The following is a 21239-nucleotide window of genomic DNA, read 5'->3' as shown; positions in this document are numbered from 1 at the left end:
GTTTTTCTAATCCTTAATAAAAATTATAATTCTTTCAAATTAAAAGCTCGCGCCAGCAGTTCAATAGATTTAACTCTATTATTAGCTCCTGAGATATTTGGCAGAATAGTTACTTCGTTCACTCCATATTTTTTTGCAAGATTCTCAATTTGTTCCTTAACATGATTTACATCACCAACTACAACGCGACTGCGATTACGATGAATAGTTTCTTTCTCAAATGAACTGTATGAATAGATCTTTGCAGTTTCAATTGAAGGGTAAGAATTTGGAGTTTGTGCAGACTCAGCTTTCAAAAGCCATAAATCAAATGCTTTTGCGAGCTCTTCTGCCTCTTCATTTGTTTCTGCGATTACAGCAAATACAGCAATCATTACATGAGGTTCTTTAAACAATTTGGATGGTTTAAAGTTTTCTCGATAGTGATTTATTGCTCTTATCCCTTCTCCATAAGGATTAATAAAATGAGCAAACGTATATGCAGCGCCATTGTCAGCAGCTATTTTGGCACTTCCTCCTCCCCCACCCAAGACCCACATTTCAGGAGTTGTAGAAATATCAGGCGTAGTGAACAAATCTTTGAAACGATGTTCTTCTGGAAAATCATTCGTTAAGAAACTTTTTAGATCCATAACTTGTTGCTCATAGGAAAGTGGTCTAGTTTTCTCTTCATTAAGTGCGTGAGTGACTAATCTATTTGCTCCGGGAGCTCTTCCTATACCTAAGTCAATACGATTAGGGTACAGAGCCTCTAGCATCCGGAAGTTTTCAGCCACTTTATACGAGCTATAATGAGGAAGCATCACTCCTCCAGAACCGATTCTTATGTGATTTGTTGAAGCCGCAAGATGCATCATGAGCAGTTCAGGAGTACTTCCTGCTAAGGACTGCATTTGGTGATGCTCTGATACCCAAAATCTCTTATATCCAAGTTGATCCGCTCTTTTTGCCAACTCCGTTGTCTGAATCAATGCTTCTTGTGCATCGTAATTTTCGTCCACTGGCGAATAGTCCAATATGTTTATTGAAATCATGTTTCTCAAAGGGCTCCTTTTATAAGGGAATATTTATTATCCTCGTATTGAACAATTAGTTGGCGTATTTATTTTGAAAACACCCATATATTTGCATGCGCATGCATATAAAAGGTTAATATGATTATCCTGTTATTTATGTTTACTAGTTTTCTAAATTAGAATGTTTTGCTTTACTTTGAGATTTTAATCCATAGTTCCGCCCTTACACCACCCTATTCATTTTTTTCGCCACGGGTACCCAACCTTCGATAAAAAATAGTTTCTCCCAAGCAATATCTCCTTCATTCCCATCCATCACCTTCTTCACCCGATGCGGTTCCACAATAAATTCCCGACCCATGGCAACAAGAGTAATCCCACTGTTTAGGATGTCTAGCATTCTTCTGGACTATGAATAAAACCTACTGCCACTAGGGGAAGACGATCACCGTGTAAAGTACTCAAACGCTCAGTAAATAGTTTTTCATCCTAAGGTCTCCATAAAGACCCCCGGTTGGCGTTGCTTAGAGAACAAATAACCATTTCTAGAACGTGTTCTAAATTTAAAACAAAAATCCATAGTTGTCAAATAACTATTTCCAAAAATTTATTCGTACAAAGCTCTATACGCCTCTGTAACTATACTATTCAAATAAATCCTTAAGATTTTTTGAACATTCTTTTGTAGGTCATAGCTCCCATCTGTCAGGCACCACTCGAAGATGAGTCCTTTAACTAAAGTGCAAATATCATTAGCAGCTTCATGTATATCTACATCTGGCGATATAAATTCCTGTTCTTGCCCATGTTTTATGGCAATGATCGACTTTTCAAAAAATGGAACCTTGTGGATTTCTTCTGGGGAATGTTTATCACGTGTATTTAAGCTTTTATTTTTAGTGGAATAGTAATTTGATAAAAATTCAATACCCATCTCCATACAATAAGAAATGTAAATATGATAAATTTGAGCGATGTTCTTTTTCACATCATCATCAAACAGAATCTCGTTTTCATCCATGTACTTTTCGTACCCGTATGCTAAATAATAGGTCAAAAGATCATCTTTGTTTTTAAAATGATGATAAAACGTACCTGTAGATACGTTGGCTTCTTTGCATACATTACGAACCGTTAAATAGTCGTATTCATATTCTTTCAGCATCCTGATGGCTGCATTATGTATATTTTCTTTGACTTGTTGCGATTTTAACTGACGTTCAGTTAGTACCTTTTTCTTCATTGTAAAACTCCCCCCTGATCAAACCAATACATTCAGAATTCTTATATCAGCCATTTTACTTGATACTCTTAATGTTGTACATGTCATTGGAAATAAGTCAGCCTTGGAACAGGTCTGCGGAGTTCGACCAGAAATCTAAGTAAAGTTTTGCCTAGTGTGTATACCAGTTCACGCATTTCTTCACTAAAGTCACTGTTGATATTTCATCGACACATAGGGAGCGTCTGTATGACAAATGCTGGGATTAATTTAACTATTAGTCAGAGCAAATACTCATTACAACCCTGCAGGTGTTATGTTTCTAATATATACATCCACATATGTTTTTTTGACTCGGACCAAACAGAACAGATCTACGTCCTCTGACGAATTAATAAGTTCGATCGATAAATAGGATGACATAGATAAAGGACGGCACGCGAGAGGTCTCTTCTTAATTTATCTACCCTGGCTCTTCACATGAGCAACCCAATCGATTCGAAATTATTTTCTTAATGTCCATTCCTTTCTTCTATTAAACTGCATACTTTATTCTATCAAAAAGAAAGGAGCTGAATGCAATGGGACTTAGTTTTCGTAATAGTACCAGTGTAACCATATATGTTGCCTTTGCATATTACTCCTCTGCAAGCTGTAATAAGGGCTCTATCCCCTTAATACCTTGGCCCAGCTGGTACGAAGCGGTAGGTTGGTACACAATTAATCCAGGTCAAACGGTAGAGGTATTGAATGGGGCAGTCAACAATCGTGAGATATATTACTATGCCGAATCTGCAGATAGGCGTCTTGTATGGTCAGGTGTTAACTATCTTACTCTACCGCAAAATGCTTTCAAACTTTGTGGTGGCGCAGGTTACTGTGCTGCTCCGCTTTGTAGAAGGCTTGGATTGAGAAAAATCAGTATTGGTAACTACAGAAATTACACGGTTAATATTGTATCCACTAGTATTCAAAGTCAATCTAAGTTTTTAAATGTCAACACGGCAGTTCCTGGTAAAAGGAAAAATGTTGGCCGGAGTACCTCTCCTATTAAAGGTCTTCGAGTTGTACAACCTGCTGCAGGCAGGAAATCTATCTCGAAACATTAGGTGGAAAAAAGTAGAAACAGTCTTGGACTTTCGTATTCAGTCCAAGACTGTTTCTACTTCTCTCATATACAAAACTCCAAGATACAAACCCCCAGCCTCTTCCTTACCGGAAGAAGGTTGAGTTGCTGATTATCACTAAAGATAAGGGTTCCTTGTTAACCCTGCTGCCGGTATTATGCGTTCTTCTGCTGCTGTCCCGCTGCTACCCTCTTTCTTTTGTAGTACAATCATGAATTCACCTATGCCCGGAACGTAGATACGTGCTGCAGAATGCTCTTTGTCCATACTCGACAATAGGATCATAATTTCTTCTGCCGATGTTATTTTCATCGTATGATTCACCCCCTGCGGTAAGATGAAGAACAGAATTTAGAGTGTACTAAATTCTTTGTCCTTGCTTCCTACGGATTGACACCGACTGAGAACGGACGTGCACCTACAGGAATAACACTAATCACAGTCTGGGTAACCCCATCAATGACCGATACCGTGTTATCATCCTGATTGGTGATATAGATGCGATTGGTCAATGGATTAACTCCTGCACCATTAGGGTTATTCCCGACCGGAATGGTAGTAATCACCGTATTCGTTAAACCGCCAATCACCGACACATTGTCGTCATCCCGGTCTGGCACATAGATGGCATTGGTTGATATGTTCACTCCCAATTCAGCCGGAGTCGTTCCTACAGGCAAGTTAGTTATCACAGTATTGCTGGCTCCATCAATGACTGAAACGGTGTTACTGGTAAAGTTCGAGACATAAATCCGGTTCGTTAAGGGATCAACGCCCACCCGAAATGGATTAACCTGAACGGGAATCTGCGTAATAACCATATTCGTAGACCCGTCAATGACGGTAACAATATCCGAGTTGAATTCAGCTACATAAATAGTATTGGTTAAGGAATTCACGCCGATCCCCGTTGGAAAAGGAGAACCGCCGGCGGGAATAATGGTAGTCACCACTGTGTTGGTTAATCCGTCAATGACAGTAACACTATTATCATTAAAGTTAGCAACATAGATAGCATTGGTAGCAGTATTGACCGCGACAGCACCTGCTCCATCCCCGGCAGGAATGGTAGCCAGCACCGTATTGGTCGCTCCGTCGATAACGGATACGTTGTCGCTGTTCAAATTAGCAACATAAATACGATTAGTTAACGGGTTTATGGCTACTCCCGCAGGATTCACACCTACAGGGATGACTACTATCACCGCACCTGTTGCCCCGTTGATCACAGAAACATCATTGCTATTGAAATTGGAAACATAAATGCGGTTAACGGAGCCTGTGGCTCCCCCATTTTCAGTTCCCAGCAGCTCAGATGATACAAGCCGGTGGGCGGTAACCAGCTCCCCGTCTGTATTTTTGCCCCACATGGAAATTTCCGTCTGTAATTCTGCAAGACCTTCCGTTGTAAAGACAAACTCATAGGCATCCAGATTGGCAAAGTAATTTCTTGTAATCACCTCGTCTGGAGAAATAGTAACAAGCTCGCTTACATACAAGGTCCTTGTGAGGGTTAAATTGTACCCTTGGATCAGAATTGCGGACTGATTTAACGCATCCCGGTTATCAATCTTGACCGTCACCTGTTCAGTAGGTCTGAAACCGCTCACAGCGCTATTATCAATAGGTCCTGATGATAGAATGGCCATTCTAGTGAATCCTCCCTTAATTAAAGATTTAATATAAACTACCAGTCTCTCTTTAATGTATGTAAGAACTGTAGTCGGGATTGGACTATACAATAGCTAGAATTAAATTATAGCTTGACTGCCTATTTATCTAGGAAAGGTGTGTGCGAGTCCAGTTGCATGCCTAGAGCAGCATGAAAAACTGATCCTTCTCGTAAATTAAAATATCGTAACATTCATACTTATTCTGGCTCCCCCTGCGAGAGATAAACAGAAATTCATGCTTTATTTCACAATTGGAAATTTTAGTGGGAAATTTTGGATGGATATGTTCATGGGAAAATGGTAGATTATTCTATGGTTAATCCCTCAGCTTGTTCGTGTTCGATATATGTTATTGGGATTACGCGCAAGTCGGGAGATATGTTTAGGCTTATATAATCTATATTTGGGGCGGGTGTCTGCATGGACAAAAATTCTGGTTATAGAACAAACGTTATAGGCGCTGGTGAGGTTGGCGTCGCCATCTCGGTCGATATGGATACGAATACTATTCATGAAACAAACAGCTTATTTTGGGATACAAAAGGAAATGAAGTTTTAGGAGCTACTGCACTTCCTCTTTATGGAGCATTTGTATCGGAAGAACAATGCCAACTTTTTGGTGATGTCTCAGGGAAAAAGTTGCTGGAGATAGGCTGTGGAAGCGGTCAATCTTTGCAATATCTGGGGGAACGCAATGCATCTGAACTATGGGGTACGGATATAGCAGAGAACCAAATCGAAAAGACTAGGCAACTTTTGACGGAGCACGGTCTTTCAGCAAAATTGATCTGCTCACCTATGGAAGAAGAATGTGGCCTGCCAGAGGATTATTTTGACTTTGTATATTCGGTTTATGCCATAGGCTGGACAACTGACCTTGAGGGTACTTTTAGCCGGATTGCTTCTTACCTTAAAAAAGATGGATCATTTATTTTCAGCTGGTCTCACCCTATACACAAATGTGTTGTTGCAGAAAATGATATGCTTGTTTTTAAAAAATGTTATTTCGATGAATCTTGGTATTCAGTATCTCTTGATGAAAGTACGCTAACTTTATCGGATCGTAAATTATCAACTTATGTGAATGCGCTATCTAAAGCTGGATTTGTTATTGAGCAAATGATTGAGCAATCTGATGATGAACTTATGCAGTCGCGGGACGATAAAAGCGATTTTGCAAAAAAAGCAAAGATGCTTCCTGTAACTTTTGTAATTAAAGCAAGAAAACTCTAGCATCCGATACCTATTGAACAACCTTACAACGTAAAAATTATTTTTCTAAGCCGATCCAGAAAAGGATCGGCTTATTTGATAGCTTTTTAAGATCAATCTTGTCTGTTCTCAACAGATTTCATGCGGTTTTGATCATCTGGCACTCGGTCATTACTGAATTCCTGGCCTGCTTCTGCTTCACCATGACCGGAAGCACTTCGGGCAAAATTTGTGAACTGCCTCTTCTGCTCATCCAGCTTGTGTTTACTTTTAAGAAGCTCCTGCGGATCTTGATTTGTCATCATTATCACCTCGCAAAATAGATTCATGCTGTTTATTCGCACTACATAAGTTTTCCATAATAGGGCGGTGCTTATGCAAGATAAAAAAACTCCTGCTCACCATAAGCAGAAGTTTCTAAATGAAGTTCTAGTTAACGAAAAATATCAATTATTTTATGCAAAACAAGGTATTCCAAAACAACAATCCCACCGCAAATGAGTATAAAAAACTGAAGCCTTGCCGTATTCATTCTATCCTTCCAATACTCTCCCCGGAATAATGAAATGATGTTAGGTGTAAAAGTATGCCTAATCGATTCGCTATAATCATCTTTATTCACGAAGAACACGCGAAATAAAAATTTATATACTGGAATATTTAAGAACAGTAATAAAATGATCATCACAAGACTCAATGTCCTCGCCTCCCAAGATCCAATTATCCTAATTTCACCACATGGATAACTATAGAAATCTCAAACTGATGACAACTTTATAGCCGCTCATAAAAAAAGACCTTCCTTTTAGGAAGGCCCTTTTGAGTAATATTCACTTTCAGCTGCGTAAACGACTATTTATGCTCCAACCACTTACACTCTGTAATTTCCATTTCGGTGAAAACACCTTTAAATGAAGAATTCTCTGGGCTACAAGCATATAAGCCAAAATTTATTTCCTCATTCCCTTCAAACAAATGAAAAATACGCATCTGTTCAAATATAGTCCCGTCCAAAGAGCTTTCAATACAGAAATCACTTTCGCGTCGACTTAGTCTATAATACATAGTTTTAATGTTTGCATCGATATCAGTTGTTGCCCAATCTGAATATCCGTGATTTGTAACCACACTTCCAAGTCTTTGGAATTCCTCATTTTCATATTCTACCGATGCCTTGAACCAATTATCACTGTCCTGATAGATGACTATCCCACACTGCTCGTATCTATGTGTACTATCATAATCTGTTCTTACTATAAATGAAAAATACTTCTCAGCAGTTTTCATTAACAGTGCAGGTGAATTATCATTTCTAAAACCATAATAGGTTCGTTGCCAAAAATCTGTATTCGGCATCGTTACAAATTCAATCCTGTTTTCTGTAATAGAATAATCATTGATTGGATTTATCCAAAAAAGCTGTTCTTTATCAAAGTTCATTGCTCTACTCCTCACTTTTTATAAAGTTTTGTCAACCATTTTCATTGCTAAGATTCCAAATACAATTTAAATAGTTTTCAGCAGTTCATCCTAATAATACCATTTGAAAAATATAACGCACATCATTTTCTAATCTTTTATATTGAAATATCCAGAGAATTAAATAAAAAGGTTGTCCCGTTCACATAAGCTCTCAAAATCGCTTGAGCATATGGCTGCTCTTCAATCAACCCCTCGGTCTCAAGCGGATTCTCTGCATGAAAGCTATAGGCTTCGATTATTGCCATGACTAAGAAGCACTCTAGCTTCATTATATATTCATTTTCCAGCTTCCTGATTCTCTGATATCCTTCGACGAAATAAGCTCTCTGTGTTGGGTATAATCCCATAATAGCCTGAGCTATATCGTAAAGATGATAGCCGAAGCCACATCTGCCAAAATCGATAGGATACGGTTCATTATCCCGAAAAATGACATTTCCATTATGTAAGTCCGCGTGGATCATCCCATAATTTTGTTCATGTCTTGTGAACGTTTCGAGACATGTTGCCACTTTAGTGGCGGCTGCGGAATATAACTTAAAACCCTCATCCGATATGAAATGTTTGCGATGTAGACTTAGGTGATCCCAGTCCCGTTTAAAGCTCAGTACACCCCAAGAAGGACGAGTAAAACCGCTGGAAGGACTAAAATCAGAGCTGGCCTCATGAAGCTTTGCCATCAATGATCCTGTTTTACGGATGCCCTCCTCCGTTAGTTCGCTTTTGTCTACATGCTTTCCCTCGACCCATCGCATTAAGCTCGAATAAAACCGTTGTCCGTCACACACCGATGTTTCCGTAATAAAGGCCCCTTCACGATTGATTACAGCTTCGGGCAAGAGGAGGCCCTTGCTCTTCAAAGCGAACAACCACTCAATTTCTGAAATGGTTCCTTCGCGTTGTTTGTTATCCGGGTGAATGCGGAGCAAGAACTTTTCCCCCACATCGCTTACAATGCGGAAGGTGACATGTTCGGATACTTGAATGAAGTGAATGGAGTTCCAGTCTATTTCATATTCCTGTAAAGCATGAAACGCCGCTTGTTTTACTTGCCTCAGAGTTCGGTGTCGGTTCTCCTCAGTATTGATCCGAAAGCCATTATTCATTGCTTATCTCCTTTGTCTACCATACTTCCATCATTTTAACAGTCTAGACGGATAGCTGTAATGATAAAGAATGAATATGAAAAGAGTTTTCTCTTTTTGACTCACCTATAAAAATAGGGAATTCATTGCCACTTAGGCATGAAATTCCCTACTCTTCAAATCTAATAAGATTCTTCTACAAGCGAAATTGCAACAGGTTCTATGACATTAGTATAAGTGCCATCACCAAGCTGGGCTAACCCATTATACCCCCAGGTCAACAAGGTCCCCTCCTCACTAACCGCACCGCCGCTCATATAACCTGCACTAATAGCGACGATACGATTTCCAATGGTGAGCTTAGAAGCAAGGGAACGCTCCGATTCAGCGCTACCGCCGAGCTGGCTCTCATTGTTCGCTCCCCATATCCATACGTTTCCATCGCTTTTCAGAGCCATGCTATGCAAGGCACCAGCGGATACACTGATAACTGGGACACCCTCGGATCAGCTTATCGCCTCACCCTTCGAGCAAAATCCACGAACTGGAATTTATCCAGCCGGTGTCTAGACTCGGTATATTGGTAAAGCACCGTGTTCTCCAAATACACATAGTTTCGTACTACTACAATATGCGTAAAATTCTTCAAATCGAGCAGTCTATGATCCTCCTCAGTAGAAGGCTCAACGGATATCAGCTTCTTCGCATAACTGATCTTAAGCCCCAATTCCAGCTCCAGATATTCATAGATTGAGCCTTCCGCGATTTCCTCACTCAGAAAGGAAACAATATCCGCACGAAAATAATCCTTATCCAAAATGATCCGTTCACCTTCAATTTCTCTGGCGCGAACAACCTTCCAAATCAGAGTTTCAGGTGGAATCTGCAGATGTCTGGCGATTGCGGAGCCTGCCGGCTCTTGTATCGTCCGCTCTACCAGTGTCCGTGAGGCAGTACCCAGGGTATCGGCCATCTCTTTAAATGAAATCAACCCGGTAACAGGGAAATCCATTCTGGTCATGTCAAGCACAAAGGAGCCTCTGCCCTTAATTTTGTGAATATATCCTTCACGGAAAAGTAGATTCAGCGCTTTGCGCACGGTCTCTCGTGAAGTGGCGTAAGCTTCGGCGAGTTCACTTTCGGAAGGCAGCTTGGTTCCCGGCAGCAGTTGTCCAGAATGGATTTGGTTGCTGTATTCATTATAAATTTGCAAATATTTATTTTCTCTCAATTTTGATCACCGCCCTTTATTGTATCACGTCATGCCTTTGGAAGCATCGATTCAATTGGAGGGGAATTTATAGCGTTGAACATATAAATTCTTATATTTATAGAAAAACAGCCCCCAAGGGGCTGTCTTTCTAAAGTATAAAGTCTTTGCCAATATAGCCTTTATCAACCCTTGAGATGAATAGTCAAGATACTTGTTTGTTTGGCCGTAGCTGGTCCGGTCTTCTCCTCGATCTTCTCGACCATCTCCTGACCTGCAGGAATGATGATTGGAGTAATCACCGGGTAACCTGCTGCGCGGATAGCTTCCATATCAAATTCTAGTAGAAGCTCTCCTGCTTGCACCTTATCACCAATATTCTTCAGGCTGGTAAAACCGCTACCTTTAAGCGCCACCGTGTTAATTCCAACGTGGATTAATACCTGAACACCGCTGGCATGCTCCAGTATAAGCGCATGTTTGCTCTTAATCACATGGGCTACTGTAGCATCAAAGGGAGCATATACTTTCCCCTCAGAAGGTTCGATTGCAATTCCCTCACCCATTTGCTTTTCAGCAAAGGCAGGATCGGGCACCTGTTCCAGCGATACTGCAGTTCCACTAAGCGGTGAGACAAGCTCCAGAATATTAACTGATTCCTGTGACCCTTGAACGGAATGACGGCTGCTCAATTCCTCTGGTTCGCTCGTAGTACTAGAAGCCTCTGTAGCTGTGTTCTTTTCGGAACGACCCACTACAGAACGTCCGTACAATACTGTGGCGGCAAATGGCACAACGAGAACAATAACCATGCCAATAAAGAAAACGCCCCACTGATTCGGGAAAATCGAAAGGAAACCGGGAATTCCCCCTACGCCAATGGATGAAGCTCGAACCTGGTTAACGGTAAGGAGCATACCGGCAATTGCTGAGCCGATCATCCCGAAGATGAAAGGATAGCGATAGCGGATATTCACCCCAAAGATTGCCGGTTCAGTCACACCGAGGAACGCAGAGACGGAAGACGTAGCCGCCAAACCTTTTGCCTTTTGTTCTCTAACAACGAACATCATCGCCAGTGCCGCAGCGCCTTGCGCAATATTGGAGAGCGCCAGCATCGGCCAGAGGAAGGTGCCTCCCTCACTGCCGATGAGCTGAACATCGACTGCCAAGAAAGTATGATGCATCCCAGTGATGACCAGAAGTGCATAGAATCCACCATAGATCAAACCACCAAGGAGCGCAAAATGATCAAATACATAAATCAAACCCGAGGTGATAGCATTGGCAATGGCGAACGTAACGGGTCCGATAATGGTGAAGGCCAGAAAACCTGTAACCAGCAGGGTCACTGGAGCAACGACCAGTAGTTTAATGGAATCAAGCACCCGGCGGTTGAGGAACTTCTCCAGTCTAGCCAGAATATAGGCCGAAACCAGTACAGGCAATACTTGCCCCTGATAACCAATCTTCTCCAAATGCCAGCCGAACAAATTCCAGGTCGGAACGGTTCCCTCAGTTGAAGCACTTGCATAACTGTAGGCACTTAATAGATCCGGATGTACGAGAATGAGACCCAGCACGATTCCGAGCAGAGGACTGCCCCCGAAACGTGTAACAGCTGCCCAACCGATAAGGGCTGGTAAAAAGGTGAAGGCTGTGCTGGCAATCGTGTTAATAATCGCAGCAATGTCTTTCCATGCAGGATAGACATCTACCAATGACTTACTATCAAAAAAGATACCAGGTCCGGTCAAAATATTATTAATCCCAAGCAGCAAACCTGCGGTTACGATGGCCGGAAGAATCGGAATAAAAATATCAGCCAGTGTTTTGATCGCCCGCTGCAATGGATTCTGTTTCCGTGCTGCCGCTGATTTCACGTCATCCTTGGAAGAGCGGGCACCACCAGTGATTTGAATCATTTCATCGTATACTTTATCTACAGTTCCTGGTCCGATAACGATCTGGAACTGCCCTTGCGTAGAGAATTGTCCTTTTACGAGTTCGTTACGGTCCAGGGCTTCCGAATCCACCTTGCTCTCGTCATACAGCGAGAATCTCAGCCGGGTTACACAATGCGTCGCAACCTCAATATTCTCCTTGCCCCCAACCGCCCGTACAATATCTTCAACATTTTTGCGGTCTATAGCCATATCTTCACTCCTTACAAAATTGATGTGTGCTCCTTCTCAAGTACACCTCGTTAGCGGACTAACCACATGTAGGAAGCATAAGGACTAAGCTGAAGCTCTTGTGTTAATGATGGTGCATCTGCTGTATTCCCAATCAGAAGCTCGTCCTTACCACTTGGCGACAATTCAGTCCAGTGATTGTCTTTAAAGCGGAAAGAGATTTCTTTATTGCTGAAGTTCGAGACCACAACAAGTGTCTCCCCATCTCCTGTTCTGGCGTAAGCGAAGACTTCAGGATGACCTTCATCGAGTCTCTTGAAAATACCTTCTATGAATACTCCATACTCCTTGCGAAGTGCAATTAGTTTGCGGTAATGGTGGAAGATGGAATCAGGGTTTTCCAGTTCCTTCTGCACATTGATGTCTGGATACCGCTCATCTACCTTCAACCATGGAGTACCAGTGGTAAATCCGGCATTCCGGCTGTCATCCCACTGCATCGGCGTACGTGAATTGTCCCGCGAACGTTCTTGGAGAATGCTGAGAGCAACCTCCGGGCTTTTCCCCTGTTCACACAGAATGCGGTACATATTTAGTGACTCAATGTCGCGGAACTCATCGATGCTTTTCCATACCGGATTCGGCATACCGATTTCTTCCCCTTGATATACATAAGGTGTTCCCTGAAGGCCATGCAGAGTTGTCGCGAGCAGCTTGGCGCTTTCCACACGGTAGACCTTATCATCAGTGAATCTGGAAAGGGCACGCGGTTGATCATGATTGTTAAAAAATAGTGCGTTCCAGCCTCCGCCTTTCTGCATTCCGGTCTGCCACTGCGCGAACAACCGTTTCATTGCCTCGAAATCATAAGGCATCAGTTCCCACTTCTGTCCATTCGGATAGTCGACTTTTAAATGATGAAAATTGAAGGTCATAGAAAATTCCCGCTCTTCGGGACTTGAGTACCGGATACAATGCTCCAGTGTAGTTGAGGACATCTCTCCTACAGTCACCATCTCAAACGGACCAAACACCTCTTCATACATTGTTTTGATGTATGCATGGACCTGTGGACCGTCAGTATAGAATTTACGTCCATCCCCCGGTGGAACACTCCCGTCATCGTTAGGGAAGCGCTGATCTTTGGAGATTAAATTAATTACATCCATGCGGAAGCCGTCGACACCCTTTTTAGCCCAGAATAACATCATATCATTCACTGCTCTACGTACCTTCTCATTCTCCCAGTTCAGATCCGCTTGGGTTTTATCGAAGAGAGTAAGATAATATTGTCCCGACGCTTCGTCGAACTGCCAGGCAGGCCCACCGAACTTCGACTGCCAGTTGTTGGGTAAGCCGCCGTCCGGAGCCGGGTCCTTCCAGATATAGTAATCACGGAAAGGGTTGTTCCTGCTTGAAATGGACTGTTTGAACCACTCATGTTCAGTCGAGGTATGGTTAACCACGATATCGATCATTAGCTTCATTTCGCGTCTATGCAGTTCCTGTATTAGCTCGTCAAAATCCTCCATCGTACCGAAATCCGGGTTAATATTTTCATAATCTGCTACATCGTAACCGTTATCATGTTGCGGCGAAACATAAACCGGCTGTAACCAGACAATATCGATTCCAAGCTTCTGCAAATAATCTAATTTCTCAATAAGTCCTTTAATATCTCCTGTTCCGTTGCCTGTAGTGTCCTTAAAGCTCTTCGGGTACACCTGATACACCGTGGAGCGGCGCCACCATTCCGAATACTGGGACTGACTCAAGTTGAACACCTCCAAAAAGAATTCCTTTATTTCAACCATTAAACCTGTATATACAAGTTCAAACACTTCACACAGTTTAAACCTGTATATACAGGTTGTCAATACTATAACTATAGAAGGAGTGGTATGAGTAGAAACTAGATTATTTATAACGTTGTATTAGAATGCGATTCATCGAAAAAAGGGTTAACGACAGGTGGCTCTAAAATTACCCCCTTTAATAATTGATTATTACCCTAATATTTGATCCGTAATAACAAAAAAAGCCGCTTTCTCGGCAGCTTTTTAGATACAAAGATATGTAGACAAAAAATCAAACAGGATACCTTTTACTAATACAAGTTAGGTATCCTGTTTCTATTCAAAATGTCTATTCAAATTATAGTTTATTTAAGCTCTTGTAGGAGGCTCTTACCGAATTGGGGCATGGTCACAACAAAGTTATCAGCAACTGTTGCTCCAATATCCGAAAAAGTCTTCGATATAGGCAGCTCCCCTTGTCGATTGAAACTCTTACTGTAGAGGAGTAAAGGAACATATTCACGGGTGTGATCCGTACCCGCATGAATGGGATCATTCCCATGGTCTGCCGTAAGTATAAGAAGATCATCTTCGCATAACTCCGCTAGAACTTCATGTAAACGATCATCAAATTCTTCCAGCGCTTTCCCATACCCGATCGGATCTCTACGATGGCCATAAAGTGCATCAAAATCAACAAGATTCAAGAAACTAAGTCCTGTAAAATCAGTATGAAGGGTCTCCATGAGTTTATCCATGCCATCCATGTTAGACACTGTTCTGAAAGACTTGGTGACACCTTCCCCATCGTATATATCTGAGATCTTGCCAATCGCTAGTACATCGAACCCGGCATCCTTGAGCTCATTCATCACGGTTCTTCCATAAGGCTTCAAGGCATAATCATGACGGTTCGATGTTCTTTTGAAATTTCCGGGCTGCCCGAGGAATGGTCTAGCAATCACTCTGCCTAGCATGTACTCCTCACGTAAAGTAATCTCTCTGGCAATCTCACAGATTTGATACAGTTCTTCCAAAGGAATAACCTCTTCATGAGCCGCAATCTGAATCACGGAATCTGCAGAAGTATAGACAATGAGTGCGCCTGTGTTCATATGCTCTTGTCCAAGCTCATCGAGAATAGCTGTACCACTAGCGGGTTTATTCCCAATCACCTTTCGTCCTGTTCTTTCTTCTAATTCATTAATTAATTCATAAGGAAACCCTTCAGAAAACACTTTGAAAGGAACATCAATTCGTAGGCCCATGATTTCCCAGTGACCTGTCATCGTATCCTTTCCATTAGAAGCTTCCTGCATTTTGGTCCAATAAGCTAAAGGGCGCTCCACTTTGGGAACTCCGGGTATTGAGTCAATATGACTTAACCCTAGCTTGGATAACGCAGGAACATGTAGCCCATTCATTTTTTCTGCAATATGCCGTAATGTATGTGATCCTGCATCCCCAAACTTTTCAGCATCTGGAGCTTCACCAATGCCTACAGAATCCATAACGATGACGAAAATCCGCTTAAACCGGGGTGTTTGTTTCATGTTAATACTCCTTGCTACAACTAGAATATGATACCGATAATCAAAGCTGATAAAACGCTTACAAGTGTGGCGCCAAATAACAGCTTTAATCCAAATCGTGCGACGATATTCCCTTGCTTTTCATTCAATCCCTTCACTGCACCCACAATGGTACCAATCGACCCAAAGTTAGCAAATGAGATTAGAAAAACAGAGACAATGGCTGTAGTACGGCCACTTAAACCTTCTTGAATCTTAACAAAGTCAAGCATAGCAACGAATTCATTCGCAACAAGCTTTGTCGCCATAATACTACCGGCCTCAACAGCTTCATGCCATGGCACACCGATAAGAAAGGCGATGGGTGCAAAGACGTAGCCTAACACTCCTTGGAACGAGATTCCGAATATGCCACTGAAGACTCCGTTAATTAAAGCTATGATTCCCACAAAACCAACTAACATTACCCCAACTACTATGGCTACTTTAAAGCCATCCATAATATATTCGCCCAGCATTTCAAAAAACGTTTGTTTTTCTTCTACCTGAACTTCAACAATATCTTCTTCAGGTGTAACTTCATACGGATTAATGATGGATGAAATGATAAATCCGCCAAATAGGTTTAATATCAATGCAGCTACTACATACCGAGGTTCTAGCATCGTCATATAGGAACCAACGATTGACATGGATACCGTAGACATTGCAGACGCACATAATGTATACAAGCGATGTTTTGGCAATAGTCCAAGCTGGTTTTTCACCGAAATAAATACTTCATTTTGTCCGACAATTGCGGCTGCAACTGCATTATAAGATTCCAATTTACCCATGCCATTTATTTTACTTAGCACCAAACCAATATACTTTATAATGAATGGCAGTATTTTGTAATGTTGCAAAATCCCTATCAATGCTGACATAAAAACAATGGGCATCAAAACATAAAGGAAAAATGTATGAGCCCCTTCATTTGCAATGCCGCCAAACACAAAGTCAGTACCTTCATTGGCGTATCCAAGTAATTTTGCAAAACTATCAGCAAACCCTTTAATCAAAAATTCTCCAATGCTCGTTTTTAGGATAATTAATCCCAAACCTATCTGAATAGCAATCATTACAATGATTGGACGATATTTAATCTTTTTCTTATTGTTACTTCCTAGCCATGCCAGTAATAGAACAATAACCAGACCAGCAATAGAAATTAGATAATGCATTTTTAGCCCTCCAAATTATCGGTTAATTTTCTTGGAATCCTCATATCGAAATGCATCTTTCCACATTAACCCTTGTTCCAAAATAATCGCTAACAGGCTTCCGCATATTAATCCATTATTTAAAATGGCTATCACAATCGGAGATAAATGGGCCGTAGCTGATGCGGGAATAAACATTAAACCTACACCCACTAAAAGGGAAAGCCCACTGACAATAAATGTTCGCTCTTCATGAATAACCTTTTTCAATTCCTTTAGCGCTAGTCCGACCATCTTCACAAAAATGACGAAGGTAACAGAATAGCCTATGGGAGCTGGAATCGCAGATATGAAATTCATCATAGGCGGAAACAAGGATATTGAGATCACTAAGCTGCAGCCTATTAAAAATGATTTGCGCTCCCTCATCCCTGTTTGCTCAACATATCCCGCCGCTCCCGAAATAGGGACTGAGCCGACCGCTCCTAAACCACCACTAATAAGATGCGTAATTCCAGAAGTAAACCCGGCGCGCAAATAACGACGATGATCCCCTTGCTTTGGTTTCATAACGGTCTCCATCAAACGGATGGATGCCACTGCATTGGTTATTAATAATAGGGTTAGTAAAAATGCAGTAGTAATTGTCCCGGCATCGAATCGGGGTGTTCCAAATGGGAATATTTCCGGCAGCTTAAATAGAGTATCCGCACGAGAAACCGCCGGCATACTACCGCAGATTATAAATAATAGGCAGCCTATCACTATACTGAGAATTATTGAAAACTGGCTTAGTAATACAAAGCGGCTGTTGCCTAACCAAAAGGTAATGCAGACCACGATCACACTAAGGATGAATACTTTAACATCTAACATGGTGTGGGCTATGGTAATCCCCATCATCCCTTTCATAAAAGATCCGCTTAATTGAAAGATCAATAAAAGTAAATAAATAAAGGTGATGGTTGGAGTAAAAAGACGAGCGATTTTATCCATTAGCTTAAATGCTGAAATTAGGATAAACAACACTCCGCTAATGATCATCGCTCCACTTAAAGCCTGTAAAGCGCCGTTGTTAGAGGAATAGAGTCCCCCCACTAAACTCGCGTAAATGGTAAAAATGCTCCACCATAACCCTGCTGGACCTTCATGAATAGGGAATTTATGACCCATCAGGCCTTGTAAAAATCCAGCTATTGCTAAAGTAATCATGGTGCTCTGAATGAGTCCAGAAGTCTCTATGGGTGTTAAGTTATATAAATCTGCGATAGCAATGGGTGCTGCAATTGCACCAGCGATCATAAAAATCATCCACTGCAATCCTGACAGTATTACCTTCATTTCTTTCTCACTCTCTTTTCTAACAACACTGCACTCTTATCAATAAATCAGCCTTCAACGACTGTGTTAAGAGCTACTTCGACCATTTCATAAAAGGATTGTTCACTTTCTTTATGAGTTAGGTGCTCCTGTCTTAACAATTGACTGCCGACGGTCAAAATCGATAACGCTTTTACACCATATTTAGCGGCTAAAGTGTATAGGGCGGTACTTTCCATTTCTACAGCTAATACACCGAAATCCATGAACTTATGAAGCCGATCTAAATTTTCACGATAGAATTCATCAGAATTATAGATGTTACCAACAAACACCTTTGCATTTTTAGCTTGTGCTTGTTGATATGCTTTCATTAGCAATGAGAAATCTGCCGTTGGTGCAAAATTACAGCCATGAAAGATCTTTTCCGTCATATTACTGTCTGAAGATACTGCTTGGGCTAATATAATATCGCGGATATTGATATCTTCCTGCATCGCGCCACATGTACCAATGCGAATCAATTTCTTAACTTCATAATCGACGATCAATTCTGTTGCATAGATACTCATCGATGGATTTCCCATCCCTGTCCCCTGAACCGACACAGGCACACCCTTGTATAATCCAGTGTATCCATACATCCCTCTTACTTCGTTATAACAATAAGCCTCCTCTAAAAAGTGTTCTGCCACAAACTTTGCACGTAAAGGATCTCCTGGGAGCAAAACGAGCTCTGCTATTTCTCCCTTATTTGCACCTAAATGCCTACTCATAGTTCTTCCTCCAACTTTTAATAGTAAACTGAGGTTTACCGAAATCGCTTTCCACTTGCCTTCAAGTAAAATCAGTTTCGAAACTAGATTGAGCATAAGGTTTTTTAACATTACAAACTAGACCAAAAACTTACGGAGCTTACGGAAAATAATTGGTCAAATTATAAAAGCAGTTCTTTACGAATGTTGTCTAAATCTCTTTTAGAGGGGATCGTGGAAATAATAACAACAGGCACTGTCGTTAATGCAACCGGGATATTACTAATGACAAGATCGATATTATTTTGCTGCATGATCTCGTCGGTCAAGCCTTTCATTATGGAAGTATTAAGGATCAACTGATCCCCAATCTCCTTCTTTATCAAATCTGCTATGTAATGACGAATTGAAAATTCTTCCCCGATCACTAAAAAGGCCCTCTTACTTTTATAACGTAAACTCGAGCGGACAATTAAGGTTAGCTTTGTTAAATGAAAATGATTAAACAAAACGGAAGGGTAAGTTTTATTCCACGTTTGCATACAGGTTTGCAATTCTTGATAAATCTGTTGGCATTCCTTTTGAACATATGTTGTTAAATGACTTGTTGAAATCATCATCCATTCAGGAATGGCATTTTCGATTAATAGCTTGTCAAAGAAACCGTAAATCTCCAAAATAAACCGTTCTTGCATATCTAAGTTCGGGTATACCTTTGCTAATAACATTAGAAGTAGATTCCCCATTTGATATTCTTCTTTATCCTTGTGTAATTCGACTTCTTTCATCGGAGTGATCTCTGACCCTTCATAATAATGATATTGGCTGAGACTAACCATGGATTGCATAAAGAATATTTCACTGTTTGGAAATTCAAGGGACAGCTTGTCCTCAAGACGTTTTGCAATAGTTTTCACTGGGAAATAAAACATCCCCTTTTCCCAAGGGTAAGCATTTTCGTCGATTTTCACACATTTTCCTTTAGCCACTCTTTCTATAACAATGGCCAACAAAAACGATAATCTCCTTTTGGAATTGATAAAATATACAATTTTATTCTCATTTTCTATATTTGTGATTAACTGATTAATATAAGCAAAATCAACATTCGCAAAGGGCCAGCCTGTAAACTCATACGCATCACAATATAACTTCCAATAAAAATATCGAATATTCATTTCATTCCCTTTGATCATGGGGGTAGAAAAACTAATGCGTAGCTTATAAGCTTTTAGATCATCATTATTTAATTGCACAATCAATTTCTTCAAAGACGAGGTACTCATAAACATGGCTTCGGAGAGCTCTTCCACTGACAGTCGACCCACATTCGTAAACAAAAAATCCATCAGCCGATAAAAGATGGTTTGTCTGAACATAGAAGAAATCACTTCACTAATCGTACTTCGCCCATCACGTTGAAGAACTATTCCCTTTCCTCTAGAAACCTCAATGGTTACAGTAGATGGTAATTGCTTGCTGATTTCCTCCACCATCTTCCGGATGGTCTTATCAGAGATCCCTAAACTTTTTTCGATTTCCGCTAAGGTAAACCATCTATATTCTGTATCAAGCAGCGTTAATAGTTGACTAGCTAAATTAAATCCCTTATCCATTTTTCCACACCCACTTCAATTTCGTTTTAATTTTTATAGTATAAACAAATTCGCAACCATAACCCTATTATTTTTCAATAAAAAAACCCGGGTTTTATTTACCCGAGTTTCACATCATATTATATTTGTGTTTTTTCTTCTATAGGGCTTATTGCTTTCAACTGCATCGTTATGACGGCTGCAATAACGGCTTTGATGATGTCTCCCGGAAGAAAGGCCAACGCTCCGACAAGACCAGCCCAGATCGAAGTATTGGTTATCAATGCCATGACAGGGGCACCAATCAGACTCACTAGTAATACACCGAAGATTATGTTGATAGCTACCAGCTTCCAAGTTCGAACCTTCGGCCAGATTTTTTCGGAATACCAGCCAATAAGGCCGGCCGCGATTGGAAAACTAAATATGTATCCTGCAGAAGGTCCAACTAACACCGAGATTCCGCCGCGACCGCCAGTCAGTACAGGCAGCCCAATGGCTACTAGTATGATGAAAATAATGAGACTGAGGGCGCCCATCCGTTTCCCCAGAAAACATCCAGCCAACATGACGCCAAGCGTCTGGGCAGTGATCGGAACGGGGATGAAGCCGAGGGGGATGGGCGGTATCATCCCCAACACCGCGATAAGTGCTGCGAATAATGCAGCATAAATAAGTTCTTTTGTCTTCAAAAAAATGACCTCCATTGGATATCAATGATTGTATTCTGGTTAGCAAATACGTCCAGTAAGCTGAATTATAATGGAGATATTCTTTATTGTAAACCATAAATTAATATATGGTTTACAATAGAATGAAATACCATGCTTGAGTTTTTCATATTGTTATATAGAATTAGAGTATCAGTCGCAATCGT

The 21239-nt window shown here is 41.0% G+C and carries 21 protein-coding genes; 2 read left to right on the top strand and 19 right to left on the bottom strand.

Annotated features, from left to right (window positions below; all coding sequences use genetic code 11):
- Nucleotides 1–23: 23 nt before the first annotated feature.
- The 3 genes from MKY54_RS16140 to MKY54_RS16130 form a co-directional block, all read right to left on the bottom strand.
- Entirely contained in the window at nt 24–1034 is a 1011-nt protein-coding gene (locus MKY54_RS16140; protein ID WP_076130511.1) for an LLM class flavin-dependent oxidoreductase, read from the bottom strand.
- A gap of 205 nt (nt 1035–1239) precedes the next feature.
- A complete protein-coding gene (locus MKY54_RS16135) occupies nt 1240–1416 on the bottom strand; it encodes a hypothetical protein (protein WP_339187052.1) in 177 nt (58 codons plus the stop codon).
- A 207-nt stretch (nt 1417–1623) separates the two neighbouring features.
- A complete protein-coding gene (locus MKY54_RS16130) occupies nt 1624–2259 on the bottom strand; it encodes a TetR/AcrR family transcriptional regulator (RefSeq protein WP_076184924.1) in 636 nt (211 codons plus the stop codon).
- A 729-nt stretch (nt 2260–2988) separates the two neighbouring features.
- Between MKY54_RS16130 and MKY54_RS16125 the strand changes: the two genes are divergently transcribed.
- Entirely contained in the window at nt 2989–3150 is a 162-nt protein-coding gene (locus MKY54_RS16125) for a hypothetical protein (protein ID WP_239498742.1), read from the top strand.
- 332 nt (nt 3151–3482) lie between these two features.
- Here the strand turns inward: MKY54_RS16125 and MKY54_RS16120 are convergent, their stop codons facing one another.
- Nucleotides 3483–3677, bottom strand: a complete 195-nt coding sequence (locus MKY54_RS16120; RefSeq protein WP_339187050.1) for a hypothetical protein — start codon at nt 3675–3677, stop codon at nt 3483–3485.
- Nucleotides 3678–3748: 71 nt separating this feature from the next.
- Nucleotides 3749–5014 (bottom strand): YncE family protein, encoded by a 1266-nt coding sequence (locus tag MKY54_RS16115; protein WP_076302944.1) that lies wholly within the window; start codon nt 5012–5014, stop codon nt 3749–3751.
- Between the two features lie 444 nt (nt 5015–5458).
- Between MKY54_RS16115 and MKY54_RS16110 the strand changes: the two genes are divergently transcribed.
- The gene (locus tag MKY54_RS16110) at nt 5459–6271 is read left to right on the top strand and encodes a class I SAM-dependent methyltransferase (protein WP_076130506.1); all 813 of its coding nucleotides are present in this window, start codon (nt 5459–5461) and stop codon (nt 6269–6271) included.
- Between the two features lie 92 nt (nt 6272–6363).
- On the opposite strand, the gene MKY54_RS16105 is transcribed toward MKY54_RS16110, so the two are convergent.
- The 14 genes from MKY54_RS16105 to MKY54_RS16040 all read right to left on the bottom strand — a co-directional run bounded on the left by MKY54_RS16105 (nt 6364) and on the right by MKY54_RS16040 (nt 21054).
- Nucleotides 6364–6555 carry a hypothetical protein gene (locus MKY54_RS16105; protein WP_076130505.1) on the bottom strand — a complete coding sequence of 64 codons (192 nt, stop codon included), beginning with the start codon at nt 6553–6555 and terminating at the stop codon, nt 6364–6366.
- 128 nt (nt 6556–6683) lie between these two features.
- Nucleotides 6684–6947 (bottom strand): hypothetical protein, encoded by a 264-nt coding sequence (locus MKY54_RS16100; protein WP_081388227.1) that lies wholly within the window; start codon nt 6945–6947, stop codon nt 6684–6686.
- Nucleotides 6948–7102: 155 nt separating this feature from the next.
- A complete protein-coding gene (locus MKY54_RS16095; protein WP_076184931.1) occupies nt 7103–7690 on the bottom strand; it encodes a DUF1349 domain-containing protein in 588 nt (195 codons plus the stop codon).
- Nucleotides 7691–7827: 137 nt separating this feature from the next.
- On the bottom strand, nt 7828–8838 hold the full coding sequence (locus MKY54_RS16090) for a phosphotransferase (RefSeq protein ID WP_339187047.1): 1011 nt from the start codon (nt 8836–8838) through the stop codon (nt 7828–7830).
- Between the two features lie 161 nt (nt 8839–8999).
- Nucleotides 9000–9305, bottom strand: coding sequence for a hypothetical protein (locus tag MKY54_RS16085; RefSeq protein WP_303047866.1), 306 nt, complete (start codon nt 9303–9305; stop codon nt 9000–9002).
- A 23-nt stretch (nt 9306–9328) separates the two neighbouring features.
- Complete coding sequence (gene treR, locus MKY54_RS16080; RefSeq protein WP_036677129.1) at nt 9329–10048, bottom strand: trehalose operon repressor; 720 nt, start codon at nt 10046–10048, stop codon at nt 9329–9331.
- Between the two features lie 164 nt (nt 10049–10212).
- Nucleotides 10213–12183: a PTS system trehalose-specific EIIBC component gene (treP, locus tag MKY54_RS16075; protein WP_076130501.1), complete on the bottom strand. Its 1971-nt coding sequence runs from the start codon at nt 12181–12183 to the stop codon at nt 10213–10215.
- A 50-nt stretch (nt 12184–12233) separates the two neighbouring features.
- Nucleotides 12234–13976 carry an alpha,alpha-phosphotrehalase gene (treC, locus tag MKY54_RS16070; protein WP_339191210.1) on the bottom strand — a complete coding sequence of 581 codons (1743 nt, stop codon included), beginning with the start codon at nt 13974–13976 and terminating at the stop codon, nt 12234–12236.
- Between the two features lie 347 nt (nt 13977–14323).
- A complete protein-coding gene (gene deoB / locus MKY54_RS16065; RefSeq protein WP_339187045.1) occupies nt 14324–15511 on the bottom strand; it encodes a phosphopentomutase in 1188 nt (395 codons plus the stop codon).
- 20 nt (nt 15512–15531) lie between these two features.
- Complete coding sequence (locus MKY54_RS16060) at nt 15532–16713, bottom strand: NupC/NupG family nucleoside CNT transporter (RefSeq protein WP_036677141.1); 1182 nt, start codon at nt 16711–16713, stop codon at nt 15532–15534.
- Nucleotides 16714–16728: 15 nt separating this feature from the next.
- Nucleotides 16729–18033, bottom strand: a complete 1305-nt coding sequence (locus tag MKY54_RS16055; RefSeq protein WP_076302118.1) for a purine/pyrimidine permease — start codon at nt 18031–18033, stop codon at nt 16729–16731.
- A 47-nt stretch (nt 18034–18080) separates the two neighbouring features.
- Entirely contained in the window at nt 18081–18788 is a 708-nt protein-coding gene (gene deoD, locus MKY54_RS16050) for a purine-nucleoside phosphorylase (RefSeq protein WP_076130497.1), read from the bottom strand.
- 161 nt (nt 18789–18949) lie between these two features.
- A complete protein-coding gene (locus tag MKY54_RS16045; RefSeq protein WP_076130496.1) occupies nt 18950–20383 on the bottom strand; it encodes a helix-turn-helix domain-containing protein in 1434 nt (477 codons plus the stop codon).
- A 119-nt stretch (nt 20384–20502) separates the two neighbouring features.
- Nucleotides 20503–21054 (bottom strand): biotin transporter BioY, encoded by a 552-nt coding sequence (locus MKY54_RS16040; RefSeq protein WP_036677150.1) that lies wholly within the window; start codon nt 21052–21054, stop codon nt 20503–20505.
- Nucleotides 21055–21239: the final 185 nt, after the last annotated feature.

Origin of the sequence: Paenibacillus sp. FSL P2-0121 (assembly GCF_037975345.1) — a bacterium.
Taxonomy (GTDB): Bacteria; Bacillota; Bacilli; order Paenibacillales; family Paenibacillaceae; genus Paenibacillus_AQ; species Paenibacillus_AQ odorifer.
Note: the sequence above shows the minus strand (reverse complement) of the source record. Positions and strands in the feature narration are given on the sequence as shown.

Bases quoted from the DNA above. Each gene is read 5' to 3' on its own strand.
- MKY54_RS16140 (WP_076130511.1), bottom strand. From the start codon at position 1,034: ATGATTTCAATAAACATATTGGACTATTCGCCAGTGGACGAAAATTAC.
- MKY54_RS16060 (WP_036677141.1), bottom strand. From the start codon at position 16,713: ATGCATTATCTAATTTCTATTGCTGGTCTGGTTATTGTTCTATTACTG.
- MKY54_RS16045 (WP_076130496.1), bottom strand. From the start codon at position 20,383: ATGGATAAGGGATTTAATTTAGCTAGTCAACTATTAACGCTGCTTGAT.
- deoD (WP_076130497.1), bottom strand. From the start codon at position 18,788: ATGAGTAGGCATTTAGGTGCAAATAAGGGAGAAATAGCAGAGCTCGTT.
- MKY54_RS16115 (WP_076302944.1), bottom strand. From the start codon at position 5,014: ATGGCCATTCTATCATCAGGACCTATTGATAATAGCGCTGTGAGCGGT.
- MKY54_RS16095 (WP_076184931.1), bottom strand. From the start codon at position 7,690: ATGAACTTTGATAAAGAACAGCTTTTTTGGATAAATCCAATCAATGAT.
- deoB (WP_339187045.1), bottom strand. From the start codon at position 15,511: ATGAAACAAACACCCCGGTTTAAGCGGATTTTCGTCATCGTTATGGAT.
- MKY54_RS16055 (WP_076302118.1), bottom strand. From the start codon at position 18,033: ATGAAGGTAATACTGTCAGGATTGCAGTGGATGATTTTTATGATCGCT.
- MKY54_RS16120 (WP_339187050.1), bottom strand. From the start codon at position 3,677: ATGAAAATAACATCGGCAGAAGAAATTATGATCCTATTGTCGAGTATG.
- MKY54_RS16110 (WP_076130506.1), top strand. From the start codon at position 5,459: ATGGACAAAAATTCTGGTTATAGAACAAACGTTATAGGCGCTGGTGAG.
- MKY54_RS16105 (WP_076130505.1), bottom strand. From the start codon at position 6,555: ATGATGACAAATCAAGATCCGCAGGAGCTTCTTAAAAGTAAACACAAG.
- MKY54_RS16125 (WP_239498742.1), top strand. From the start codon at position 2,989: ATGGGGCAGTCAACAATCGTGAGATATATTACTATGCCGAATCTGCAG.
- treP (WP_076130501.1), bottom strand. From the start codon at position 12,183: ATGGCTATAGACCGCAAAAATGTTGAAGATATTGTACGGGCGGTTGGG.
- treC (WP_339191210.1), bottom strand. From the start codon at position 13,976: ATGGTTGAAATAAAGGAATTCTTTTTGGAGGTGTTCAACTTGAGTCAG.
- MKY54_RS16130 (WP_076184924.1), bottom strand. From the start codon at position 2,259: ATGAAGAAAAAGGTACTAACTGAACGTCAGTTAAAATCGCAACAAGTC.
- MKY54_RS16135 (WP_339187052.1), bottom strand. From the start codon at position 1,416: ATGCTAGACATCCTAAACAGTGGGATTACTCTTGTTGCCATGGGTCGG.
- MKY54_RS16090 (WP_339187047.1), bottom strand. From the start codon at position 8,838: ATGAATAATGGCTTTCGGATCAATACTGAGGAGAACCGACACCGAACT.